11 protein-coding genes are annotated in these 11,614 nt (G+C 72.4%); 8 read left to right on the top strand and 3 right to left on the bottom strand.

All coding sequences use genetic code 11. The features are described 5' to 3' along the window. Nucleotides 1–61: 61 nt before the first annotated feature. The 3 genes from ACZ6D7_RS30710 to ACZ6D7_RS30700 all read right to left on the bottom strand — a co-directional run bounded on the left by ACZ6D7_RS30710 (nt 62) and on the right by ACZ6D7_RS30700 (nt 4,154). Nucleotides 62–733 carry a LuxR C-terminal-related transcriptional regulator gene (locus ACZ6D7_RS30710; RefSeq protein WP_469497982.1) on the bottom strand — a complete coding sequence of 224 codons (672 nt, stop codon included), beginning with the start codon at nt 731–733 and terminating at the stop codon, nt 62–64. 447 nt (nt 734–1,180) lie between these two features. Beyond that, complete coding sequence (locus ACZ6D7_RS30705) at nt 1,181–2,542, bottom strand: sensor histidine kinase (protein ID WP_469497980.1); 1,362 nt, start codon at nt 2,540–2,542, stop codon at nt 1,181–1,183. Nucleotides 2,543–2,801: 259 nt separating this feature from the next. Beyond that, the gene (locus tag ACZ6D7_RS30700) at nt 2,802–4,154 is read right to left on the bottom strand and encodes a sensor histidine kinase (protein WP_469497661.1); all 1,353 of its coding nucleotides are present in this window, start codon (nt 4,152–4,154) and stop codon (nt 2,802–2,804) included. A gap of 231 nt (nt 4,155–4,385) precedes the next feature. Here ACZ6D7_RS30700 and ACZ6D7_RS30695 point away from each other — a divergent pair, with 231 nt between their 5' ends. Genes ACZ6D7_RS30695 through ACZ6D7_RS30660 form a run of 8 tightly spaced genes read left to right on the top strand, consistent with a single transcriptional unit; the run spans nt 4,386 to nt 11,608 of the window. After that, complete coding sequence (locus ACZ6D7_RS30695) at nt 4,386–4,781, top strand: NADH-quinone oxidoreductase subunit A (RefSeq protein WP_469497977.1); 396 nt, start codon at nt 4,386–4,388, stop codon at nt 4,779–4,781. Continuing rightward, complete coding sequence (locus ACZ6D7_RS30690) at nt 4,772–5,428, top strand: NADH-quinone oxidoreductase subunit B (RefSeq protein ID WP_469497659.1); 657 nt, start codon at nt 4,772–4,774, stop codon at nt 5,426–5,428. The genes ACZ6D7_RS30695 and ACZ6D7_RS30690 overlap by 10 nt, the downstream gene beginning before the upstream one ends. After that, nucleotides 5,425–6,984 (top strand): NADH-quinone oxidoreductase subunit C, encoded by a 1,560-nt coding sequence (locus ACZ6D7_RS30685; RefSeq protein ID WP_469497657.1) that lies wholly within the window; start codon nt 5,425–5,427, stop codon nt 6,982–6,984. Before ACZ6D7_RS30690 ends, ACZ6D7_RS30685 begins: the two co-directional genes overlap by 4 nt. Beyond that, nucleotides 6,981–7,949, top strand: a complete 969-nt coding sequence (locus tag ACZ6D7_RS30680) for a complex I subunit 1/NuoH family protein (protein ID WP_469497655.1) — start codon at nt 6,981–6,983, stop codon at nt 7,947–7,949. The genes ACZ6D7_RS30685 and ACZ6D7_RS30680 overlap by 4 nt, the downstream gene beginning before the upstream one ends. 2 nt (nt 7,950–7,951) lie before the next feature. Next, complete coding sequence (locus tag ACZ6D7_RS30675) at nt 7,952–8,527, top strand: NuoI/complex I 23 kDa subunit family protein (RefSeq protein WP_469497652.1); 576 nt, start codon at nt 7,952–7,954, stop codon at nt 8,525–8,527. Beyond that, nucleotides 8,524–9,219: an NADH-quinone oxidoreductase subunit J family protein gene (locus tag ACZ6D7_RS30670; RefSeq protein WP_469497649.1), complete on the top strand. Its 696-nt coding sequence runs from the start codon at nt 8,524–8,526 to the stop codon at nt 9,217–9,219. The genes ACZ6D7_RS30675 and ACZ6D7_RS30670 overlap by 4 nt, the downstream gene beginning before the upstream one ends. Continuing rightward, nucleotides 9,219–9,617, top strand: coding sequence for an NADH-quinone oxidoreductase subunit NuoK (gene nuoK, locus ACZ6D7_RS30665; RefSeq protein WP_469497647.1), 399 nt, complete (start codon nt 9,219–9,221; stop codon nt 9,615–9,617). Before ACZ6D7_RS30670 ends, nuoK begins: the two co-directional genes overlap by 1 nt. Further along, nucleotides 9,614–11,608 (top strand): NADH-quinone oxidoreductase subunit 5 family protein, encoded by a 1,995-nt coding sequence (locus ACZ6D7_RS30660; RefSeq protein ID WP_469497644.1) that lies wholly within the window; start codon nt 9,614–9,616, stop codon nt 11,606–11,608. The genes nuoK and ACZ6D7_RS30660 overlap by 4 nt, the downstream gene beginning before the upstream one ends. Nucleotides 11,609–11,614: the final 6 nt, after the last annotated feature.

Below are 11,614 nucleotides of genomic sequence, written 5' to 3'. Positions count from 1 at the left end.
TGGTAGACGCACCGCCGCGACCCCCCGGTTCTCCCGGCCCGGCCGCCGCGGTGCACACCCGTCAAGAATTCAGGTAGGTGAGGACCGCGAGGACACGACGGTGATCCCCGTCGCTCGGCGACAGCCCGAGCTTCAGGAAAATGTTGCTCACATGCTTCTCGACGGCCCCGTCGCTCACGACCAGCTGCTTCGCGATCGCGGAGTTGGTCCGCCCCTCGGCCATCAGCCCCAGCACCTCCCGCTCCCGCGGGGTGAGCCCGGCGAGCACGTCCTGTTTCCGGCTGCGCCCGAGCAACTGCGCGACGACCTCCGGATCGAGCGCGGTGCCCCCGGACGCCACCCGCACCACGGCGTCCACGAACTCCCGCACCTCGGCCACCCGGTCCTTCAGCAGATACCCCACCCCGCGACTGGAACCGGCCAGAAGTTCGGTGGCGTACCTTTCCTCCACGTACTGCGACAGCACCAGCACCCCGAGCCCCGGATGCGCCCTGCGCAGCTGTACGGCGGCCCGCACCCCCTCGTCGGTGTGCGTGGGCGGCATCCGCACATCGGCGACGACGACGTCCGGCAGCGCGTCTTCCTCATGCAACTCGGTAATGGTCTTGACCAACGCCTCGGCGTCCCCCACCCCCGCGACGACGTCATGCCCCCGGTCGGTCAGCAACCGGGTCAGCCCCTCCCGCAACAACACCGAATCCTCGGCGATGACCACCCGCACCCTGTCCTCCACGATCCTCGGCCCCCCAGCCGCCGTCCACCCGTTCATCGATCCAGTCCAGCATTCCAGCATCCACCCCATCTGCACCTGGGAACAGCGACAGGAACGGCGACAGGAAGCCCACGAGGAGGGGAGAAGGGGGCGGTACCCGGCCAGGTGGGGGGTGTTTCCGGCCGTTGCGGTGGGGACTGGGACCGGGGTACGGCTGGGGCGGGACCGGGGCCAGGGCTGCGGCTGGGGCGGGGCCAGGGCTGCGGCTGGGGCGGGGCCAGGGCTGCGGCTCGGGCGGGAGAGGGGGCGGGGAGGAGACCTGCGGCGACGGCAGGGGTGACTCCGCCCCTCTCCCACCCCACCCCAGCCGGGTTCAGGGGCGCAGCCCCTGGTGGGGTCGAAGGGGCGGAGCCCCTGGGGGATGGGACGGGTAGGGGCGGCGGGGGCGAGAAACACCCCCCGGCCCCCTCACGCCCGCGACCCCCGCCAAGGCAGCTCCGCCGTCACCCTCGTAGGCCCCCCGACCGGCGAATCCACCACCAGAATCCCGTCCACCGCGTCCAACCGCCCCGCAAGCCCGGCCAACCCCGACCCGCCGGAGGCATCCGCACCGCCCACCCCGTCGTCCACCACCTGCAACATCAACCGTTCCTCCACCCGCCACACGTCCACCGACGCCGACCGCGCCCCACTGTGCTTGCTCACGTTCTGCAGCAACTCCGACACCGTGAAATACGCGATCCCCTCGATCGCCGGCGCCGGCCGATCCACCAGGTCCACCTCCACCTGCACCGGCACGGTGCACCGCGAGGCCACCGACGACAGCGCCGCGTCCAGCCCCCGATCCGTCAGCACCGCCGGATGGATCCCTCGCGCCAGATCCCGCAGCTCCTGGAGCGCCGTCTTCACCTCACCGTGCGCCGAGTCCACCATCCGCGCCGCTTCCCGCGGATCCTCCCGCAGCTTCTCCTTCGCCAGCCCCAGATCCATCGCCAGTGCCACCAGCCGCGCCTGCGCCCCGTCGTGCAGATCGCGCTCGATCCGCCGCAGATCGGCCGCGGCCGTGTCGACGACCACCCCCCGGTCCGACTCCAGCTCCACCACCCGCGACGCCAGCCGCGACGGCCCCAGCAGCCCGTGCACCAGCAGCCGGTCCACCGTCGTCAGCGCCCGCACGATCCACGGCGTCGCCATCGTCACCAGCAGCCCCACCAACGCCGTCACGGTGATCTCGAACGGGTTGTCCAGATACACCTGGTGCTGCTCGTCCCCGTACAGCTGCAACCCGCCCTGCCCGCCGTACATCGGGAACAGCCAGAACCACAGCGGATACGTCAGCATCGTCCAGCCGAGCGCCCACACCGTCAGGGTGACGCAGAACGAGAACACCGCCCACGGAAACTGCACCAGCACGAACAACGCGTGCCGCCACGACGTCCCGCTCTTGAGCATGGCGCCCATCCACGCCATCGCCCCGCCCCGGTTCCCGGGCACCCGCACCGGCTCGGGGTCGGCCACCTCCAGACCCAGCAGCCCCCGGGCCCGTGCCCGCTCCAGCGCCCCGAACCCCCGGCACATCGCCAGCCCCGCCGCCAGCACCGGAATCCCGAGGAAGGTCATGGTGAGACCGACCCCCGTCGACAGCGTGCTGACCGTGAGGACGAACAGCACGACACTGACCGGAAAGCCGATCAGCACATACAGAAGCTCACGCCAGTGCCGCCCCGTGAACGGCTCCCGCAACGCGGTCGGCACCCGGTGCGGCCGCTCCCCGGCGTCCGTTCCCGGGTGCCCGTACCCCGGCCCGTAATTCCCGTACTGCGTGGCCATCCGCGTCGTCCGTTCTACTCGTCCGCTCATCGCGCAGCTCTTGGCTCGTACCTCCCACCCTCCTCGCCCCCGCCCTCCCGCACCATGAAGGCCGTCGGCGTCTCGAACGGGGGGTTTTCCCTACCCCCACCGCACCGCCCACCGCACCGCACGGTGCACCGCCCACCGCACCGCACGGTGCACCGCCCACCGCACCGCACGGTGCACCCCACCCCGCTCCGGTCCGCTCACACGCCTCCGTCGCCGCCCCCGCTCACCGTCACCGCCGCTCCCGCCAGGGCAACTCCGCCGTCACCGTCGTAGGCCCCCCGACCGGCGAGTCCACGACGAACAGCCCGTCGACGGCGCCCAGCCGCTCCGCCAGCCCCCGCATCCCCGAGCCGCCGTCCAGCCGCGCCCCGCCCCGGCCGTCGTCTCGGACCTGGATCAGCAGCCGGTCCTCCGTCCGCCACACGTCCACCGACGCCGACCGCGCCCCACTGTGCTTGCTGATGTTCTGCAGCAGCTCGGAGACGGTGAAGTAGGCGATGCCCTCGATCGCCGCCGCCGGTCTGGACTCCAGGTCCGCGGTCACCTGCACGGGCACCGTGCACCGCGAGGCCACCGACGACAGCGCCGCGTCCAGCCCCCGGTCCGTCAGCACCGCCGGATGGATCCCGCGGGCCAGATCCCGCAGCTCCTGAAGCGCCAGCTTCACCTCGCCGTGCGCCTCCTCCACCATCGCCGAGGCCGCGTCCGGATCCTCCAGCAGCTTCTCCTTCGCCAGCCCCAGCCCCATCGCCAGATTCACCAGCCGGGCCTGCGCCCCGTCGTGCAGATCCCGCTCGATCCGCCGCAGATCGGCCGCGGCCGTGTCGACGACCACCCCCCGGTCCGACTCCAGCTCCGCGATCCGCCGCTCCAGTTCGTCCGACGGCGACAGCAGCGCCCGCACCATCGCCCGGTCCGCGTTGGTCAGCCCCCGCGCCAGATACGGCAGCACCGGCCACAGCACGAACAACGAGGTCAGGGCCACCGTGAAGGTGACGATGCCCCAGGGCAGCCGAATGACGTCGTACAGCACGGTCCGCCAGGCCACCGGATCCTTCAGCGCCAGCCACATCCGCGCCACGAGTCCGCCCGCCCGGCGGCCCGGCAGCGGGCTCGGCTCGTCGATCCGCAGCCCGAGCAGCCGCCGCGCCCGCCCCCGCTCGAACCGCCCGATCAGCCGCGTCCCCGCCAGCCCGAGCGCGAGCAGCGGCAACCCGACGACGGTGAAGCTCATCGCGACCCCGCTGACCACCACCGTCATCACGTACGTGAAGCCGACCAGCGCCACCGGCAGGTTCGCCAGCAGATGCGCGATCTCCTTCCACGTCCACGCGTCGTAGGCGAAACGGGCCGGCGGCGGACGGTCGTCGTCGTACGCCGCGCCACGGCGGCGGGCCACGGCCTCACGGGCGACGGCCTCACGGGAGTCGGCTCCAGGGGAGTCGGCTCCATGGGGGTCAGGGCCGCCGGCCGGGCGGGAGGCGCGGGAAGCAGAGGAGGCAGAGGAGGTACGGGAGGCAGGGGAGGCAGGGGAGACGGAGGTGCCGACCCGGCTGGAGGCGGCGGGCTGAGATGCGGTCATACGAGCTAGCCTGCCGCGCCGCGGACCACCGCGCCATGAGGTTCCCCGCCTCCGTAGCCTGGGGAAAACCCCCCTCGGCAGATCCAGGCGTGACGGGCTGCTTACCGTCCCTTTATCAGGGCCTAGACTCCGTGCGTACAGATCGTCGAAGACGCCGAAGATGTCGAAGTGGCCGAAGAGGCCGGAGCGGCCACGGCCGCGGGGGCCGAGGTCAGGGAGCGAGGGACGGACGTGCGGGAACCGACCGTCGAAGTCGCGGCGGACTACTTCGAGTCCTATTCGGTCGTCGGACTGCTCGCCGTCGTCGGCGTGCTCTTCGTCGCCGTGGCCTTCGGCGCGGGACGCCTCCTGCGCCCGGTGGTCCCCACCCCCGAGAAGCTCCTGACGTACGAGTGCGGCGTCGACCCCGTCGGCGAGGGCTGGGCCCACACCCAGGTCCGCTACTACGTCTACGCCTTCCTCTACGTCATCTTCGCCGTCGACTCGATCTTCCTGTTCCCCTGGGCGACGGTCTTCGCCGCCCCTGGCTACGGCGCCACCACCCTCGTGGAGATGTTCATCTTCCTGGGCTTCCTCGCCGTCGGCCTGCTGTACGCGTACAAGAAGGGGGTCCTGGAATGGACGTGACCCCGCCCACCCCCGAGCCGGTGCTGCTGCCCGAGCCGATGCGGCTCGGTGCCCTCGCCCGCCTCGCGCCCGAGCCCATGAAGGTGGTCCTGAACTGGGGCCGCCGCTACTCGCTCTGGGTCTTCAACTTCGGCCTCGCCTGCTGCGCGATCGAGTTCATCGCCGCGTCGATGGCCCGCCACGACTTCATCCGCCTCGGCGTCATCCCCTTCGCGCCCGGCCCCCGCCAGGCCGACCTGATGGTCGTCTCCGGCACGGTCACGGACAAGATGGCCCCGGCCGTGAAGCGCCTCTACGAGCAGATGCCCGAGCCGAAGTACGTCATCTCGTTCGGCGCGTGCAGCAACTGCGGTGGCCCGTACTGGGACTCCTACTCGGTGACCAAGGGCGTCGACCAGATCATCCCCGTCGACGTCTACGTCCCCGGCTGCCCGCCCCGCCCCGAGGCCCTGCTCCAGGGCATCCTCAAGCTCCAGGAGAAGATCGCCCGCGAGTCCCTCGGCGAGCGCTACGGCACCTCCCGCCCCTCGCCCGCGGCCCTCCAGAGCGACCTGGTGAAGCCCCCCGCGGTGTCTCCCTCGCCTTCGACCTCCTCATCCTCATCCTCGTCCTCGTCCTCGTCCTCGTCCTCGGAGGAGGGCCGATGACCACGATCGGCTGGCTCCCCGCCCCCGCCGACGAACTCTTCGGCCCGGATGCCACGGCCGAGGAGTCCTACGACGTCCTCACCGTCGACGTCCCCCCGGCGTCCTGGACCACCGCCCTCCGCGTCGCCCGCGACGACCTGTCCTGCACCTACTTCGACTGGCTGAGCGCGGTCGACGAACCCGGCACCGGCTTCCGCGTCTCCGCGCACGTCGTCGCCCTCGCCCCGGTCCGCCGCCTCCTCGTCCGTACGACCGTCCCGCACGAGGCGCCGGTCCTCGCCTCCGCCGTCGACGTCTACGCCGGCGCCGCCTGGCACGAACGCGAGACGCACGAGATGTTCGGCGTCAGCTTCGAGGGCCACCCCGCCCTGGACCACCTCCTCCTCCCCGAGAACTTCGAGGGCCACCCCCTCCGCAAGGACTTCGTCCTCGCGGCCCGCGTCGCCAAGGCCTGGCCCGGCGCGAAGGAACCGGGAGAGTCCGAGCACGGCGGCCCCAAGCGACGCCAGATGCTTCCCCCCGGCGTCCCCGACCCCAACGAATGGGGCCCCCTGAAGGGCCAGCTCCCCCCGGCCCCCGCCCGACCCACCCGCGCCGCGACCGCCCGCACCCCGGGCGACCGCCCCGCCCGCGCCACAGGCGACCGCCCGCCCCGCCGCACCCGCACGGCCGCCGAGGGCTCAGCAAGCCAGGCAGCCCCGACACCGGCACCGGGGTCGGAAACACAAGCAACGACACCGGCACCGGGCCCGGAAGCAGCCGCACCGCAGGCTCCCGCAGGCCCGCGCCGCGCCCGCACCGCGAGCGGCGGCTCGGCCTCCCAGCGGACGTCCGAGGTGACGGCGGAGGGGGCGGCGTCCGGGGAGACGGCGGAAGGGACGGCGAAGGGGACGGCCGAGGGCCCGGAGGCTCCCGAGGCGACCCCGCAGCCCCCGGTCGGCCCGCGCCGCGCCCGCACCGCCTCCCAGGGCTCGGCCTCGCAACGCGCCCAGCCGGCCACCCCCGCCCGCCCCTCCACGGCCCCCCGCAGCTCGGACGCCCCCTGGCACCACGCCCGCCCTGCCTTCGACGAACCGAACCGTCGGCCCAAGACCGACCAGGACCCCAGCCCCGACCAGACACCAGAGCCCGAACAGCCGGAAGCGAAGCGGCTCCCGCAGCCGCAGCCGCAGCCGCAGTCGGAGACGGAGCTTCAGCCGGAGGCGAAGCGGCAGCCCGAACCGGAGGCGGAGCCGCGGCCGGACCCCCAGTCGACGCCGGAGCCGAAGCGGCAACCGGAGCCGGAGCCGAAGCGGCCCCCGCACCCGGAGTCGCAGCCGCAGCCACACCCGGAGTCGCAGTCGCACCCGGAGTCCGAGCCGGAGCCGCAGCAGAGCCCGCCCACGCCGAACGCGGACAACGAGCCGTCACCCACCAACGACGCCTCCACCTCCGCGTCCGCCCCCGCTCCAGCGTCGGCCCCAGCCCCGGCCCCCGCGCCCGACACCGACCCCCCGACCGAACCGCCCACCCCTGAACCCCCCACCCCCGAAACCCCTCCAGGAGGCCCGCGATGAACGACGCGCTCGACGTCGTGCTGCGTCTCCTCGTCGTCTTCGTCGTCTTCCTCACCTTCCCCCTGATCGTCGGTCAGACCGAGCACAAGGTGATGGCCCACATGCAGGGCCGCCTCGGCCCGATGTACGCCGGCGGCTTCCACGGCTGGGCCCAGCTCATCGCGGACGGCGTGAAGTTCGCGCAGAAGGAGGACATCGTCCCCGCCGGCGCGGACCGGCGTATCTTCCAGCTCGCCCCCGCCGTCGCCCTCCTGCCGTACCTCCTCGTTCTCCTCGCCATCCCCATCGGCCCGGGCGAGGGCGCGGTCGGCCAGGTCCTGGACGCGGGTGTGTTCTTCGTGCTCGCCGTGATGGGCGTGGGCGTCCTCGGCTCCCTCATGGCCGGCTGGGCCAGTGCCAACAAGTTCTCCCTCCTCGGCGGCCTGCGCACCGCCGCCCAGCTCCTCGCCTACGAACTCCCGATGCTGCTCACCGCCGCCTCCGTGGCGATGGCGGCCGGCACGGTCTCCCTCCCCGGCATCGTGGACGCCTTCGAGTGGTGGTGGCTGCCCTGGCAGATCGTCGGCGCGATCGTCTTCTTCGTCGCCGGCCTCGCCGAACTCCAGCGCCCCCCGTTCGACATGCCCGTCGCCGACTCGGAGATCATCTTCGGCGCGTACACCGAGTACACCGGTCTGCGCTTCGCTCTGTTCCTCCTCGCCGAGTACGCCGGAATCGTCGTCCTGTGCGGCCTGACCACCATCCTCTTCCTGGGCGGCTGGCACGGCCCCTGGGGCGCGGACGGGCTGGGCTGGGTCTGGACCCTGCTCAAGACCGCCGTGCTCGCCTTCGTCGTGATCTGGCTCCGTGTGACCTACCCCCGGCTGCGCGAGGACCAGCTCCAGAAGCTCTCCTGGACGCTCCTCGTCCCCCTTTCTCTCGCTCAGATCGCCCTCACCGGCGTCGTCAAGGTGGTGATCCCGTAGCTATGGCCCCCTTTCCCGGCAGCGGCCTCGCCAAGGGCCTGGCCGTCACCCTGCGCACGATGACGAGGAAGACCGTCACCGAGCAGTACCCGGACACGCAGCCCGAACTCCCGCCCCGTACCCGCGGCGTGATCGGCCTGTTCGAGGAGAACTGCACGGTCTGCATGCTCTGCGCCCGCGAGTGCCCCGACTGGTGCATCTACATCGACTCCCACAAGGAGACGGTCCCGCCCGCCGCCCCGGGCGGCCGCGAGCGCAGCCGCAACGTCCTCGACCGCTTCGCCATCGACTTCTCCCTGTGCATGTACTGCGGTATCTGCATCGAGGTCTGTCCTTTCGACGCCCTGTTCTGGTCCCCGGAGTTCGAGTACGCCGAGACCGACATCCGTGACCTCACCCACGAGCGGGACAAGCTCCGCGAGTGGATGTGGACCGTGCCGGCCCCGCCCGCCCTCGACCCCGCCGCCGAGGAGCCGAAGGAGATCGCGGCCGCCCGCAAGACGGCGGAGAAGCTGGCCGCGGCCCAGGCCGAGCCCACCCCGGCCGAGCCCACCGACCCCCGGGGAGGAGATTCGTGACCCTCGCCTCCGCAGCCGCGACGGTACCCCTGGCCGCCGACCCGCACGGCTTCCTCTCCCCGACCGGCGTCGAGGTCGCCTTCCTCCTCGTCGGCCTCGCCACCCTCGGCGCCGCCCTGGTCACCGTCACCACCCGGCAGCTGGTGCACGCCGCCCTGTGGCTGGTGGTCACCCTCGGCGGCCTCGCCGTCGAGTACCTCCTGCTCACCGCCGAGTTCATCGCCTGGGTGCAGGTCCTCATCTATGTGGGTTCCGTAGTCGTCCTCCTTCTCTTCGGTCTGATGCTCACCAAGGCCCCCATCGGCCGCTCCCCGGACGCGGACTCCGGGAACCGCTGGGCCGCCCTCACGGTCGCCGTCGCCGCGGCCGCCGCCCTGGTCTGGGTGGTCGTCGACGCCTTCCGCGCCACCTGGATCGACCTGGACGGGCCGGCCGCCGGCTCCACCGAGGTCACCGGCGCGAGCCTCTTCCAGAACTGGGTCCTCCCCTTCGAGGCCCTCTCCGTCCTTCTCCTCGCCGCACTGGTCGGCGCGATCGTCCTGTCCCGCAAGGCGAAGGCGGAGTGGAGCTCTCCCCCTGTGAACTCCCGAGATGTCACCGAGGGTTCCCGACCGGTGACAGAAAGTTCGGTGGGTTCCGGGCCCGGTCCGGACGTCCGCCAGCAGCCGGACGAGCAGGAAGGCGCCCGCTGATGCACCTCGCCTACCCCGCCGTCCTCGCCGCCCTCCTCTTCTGCGTCGGTCTGTACGGCGTCCTCGCCCGCCGCAACGCGATCCTGGTCCTGATGTCGGTCGAGCTGATGCTCAACGCCGTCAACCTCAACCTGGTCGCCTTCGACGTCTGGCTCAGCCGGGCCGCCGAGGAGACCCTGCACTCCGGCCAGGCCCTCACCCTCTTCACCATCGCCATCGCCGCTGCCGAGATCGGCATCGGCCTGGCGATCGTCCTCGCCGTGTACCGCAACCGCGGCACCTCGGACATCGACAGGCTCCGCGACACCGCCGAGGGCCACGAGAGCCCCACGGCCGACGGCCACGACAGCGACGCCCCCACCGCCGACGGGACCGAGAAGGCTGAGGCCACCGCGTGACCACGACCACCCTCGCCGTCCTCGTCCCTCTCCTTCCGTTCCTGGGAGCTGCCGCCGGACTGCTCCTCGGCCGCACCGCCCCCGGCTTCGTCCGCCCGCTCGCCGTCCTGCCGATCCTCACCTCCCTCGTCCTGGCCGCCGTCGTCGCCGTACGCCAGGGCGGTGACGCGGCCGTCGACGCGGCCACCGAACTCACCCCCACCGGCTCGGTCCCGATCGAACTGGCCCTGCACATCGACGGCTTCGCCGCCCTGGTCTCTGTGCTGGTCTGCCTGGTCGCCGCCTGTGTGCAGATCTACTCGACCGGCTACCTCCGCGAGGACCCCCGCTACCCCTCCTACGCCGCGCTCGTCTCCCTCTTCACCTCCGCGATGCTCCTCGTCGTCTACACCGGCGACCTGATCGTGCTGCTGGTCGGCTGGGAAGTCATGGGCATCTGCTCCTACTTCCTCGTCGGTCACTACTGGGAGACCCCGGAGGCCCGCGCCGCCTCCATCAAGGCCTTCCTCGTCACCAAGCTCGGCGACGTCCCCTTCCTCCTCGGCCTGTTCGCGCTCGCCACCGACGCCGGCTCCTTCCGCATCACGAAGGTCCTCGACACCGTCGTGCACGGCGGACTCGACCACCCGACGACCGTCGCCCTGCTGCTCCTGGCGGGCGTGGCCGGCAAGTCGGCGCAGTTCCCGCTGCACACCTGGCTCCCCGACGCGATGGCAGGCCCGACGCCCGTCTCCGCGCTGATCCACGCCGCGACGATGGTCGCCGCCGGTGTCTACTTCGTCGCCCGTCTCCTCCCGGTGTTCGAGGCCTCCCAGGCCGCGATGGTCGTCCTCGCCGTGATGGCCGCCGTCACGATGGTCGGTTCCGGCATCGCCGCGCTCGCCCAGGACGACATCAAGCGTGTCCTCGCCTACTCGACGATCGGCCAGCTCGGCTACATGACCGGCGCCCTCGCCGTCGGCGACCGCGGTGCCGCCGTCTTCCACCTCCTCTCGCACGGTGCCTTCAAGGGCCTGCTGTTCCTCGCGGCCGGCGTGATCATCCACGCCGTCGGCACCAACTCGCTGGCCGCCATGTCCCGCATGAGCCATCTGCGCGAGCGCGTCCCCGACGCCTTCTGGACGATGACCGTGGCACTCCTCGCGCTCGCCGCGATCCCGCCGTTCAGCGGCTTCTTCTCCAAGGAGTCCGTCCTCGGCGCCGCCGAGCACGTGACCGCAGGCCACACCGAGCACGCCCCCGGCGCAGCGGGCTGGCTGATCCTCGTCGCGGGCCTGATCACCGCCCCCCTCACGGCCGCCTACGCGACCCGTCTGTGGCTGTTGGCCTTCCGCGGCCGGGGCGCCGAGGCCCCCGACCACGGCCGCCAGCCGCTGTCCATGACCGTCGTGCTGTGGGTGCTCGCCGTCCCGTCCCTCGCGCTCGGCGGGCTCGCCTACCGCACGCTCCCCGACTGGTTCGACGGCAACGACCTCGCACCCACCCTCACCACCTCCGTGATCGGCACCGGCGTGGCCCTGGCCGGCGGACTCGTCACCTACGCCGCCTGGCGCCACCTCACCGCGCTCGCCGCCGTCGCCCCGATCGGCGCGGTCGCCGCCCACCCTGAGGGCGACGCTGCCCAGGTCGAGGCCGACGCGATCGCCAGCCACGCGCCCGCCTACGGAGACGTGGCCTCCGCCCCCGACCCGGCCGACCCCGGACGGCTGCTGCTCGGCCCGCTGCACCGCCACGCGGCCGTCGGCTTCCACGTCGACGCCGTGTACCGGGCGCTGTTCGTCCGCCCGGTCCAGGCCGGAGCGAGCCTCGTGCGGTTCCTCGACCGGGAGGTCGTCGACACCTACGTACGCGGCGCGGGCACCCTGCCCCGCTGGCTCGGCATCGCCGTACGGCGGGCCCAGACCGGCAACGTCCAGACCTATGTGAGCGCGCTGCTCGCCGGCACCGTCGTCCTGGCGGTCGCCGCCCTTCTCGTCGCCTCGGGAGCGTGAGCAGGC

It is taken from the genome of Streptomyces sp. NPDC041784, assembly GCF_055591025.1.
The sequence above is the reverse complement of the archived record's forward strand: the minus strand, read 5'-3'. Positions and strand labels throughout refer to the sequence as shown.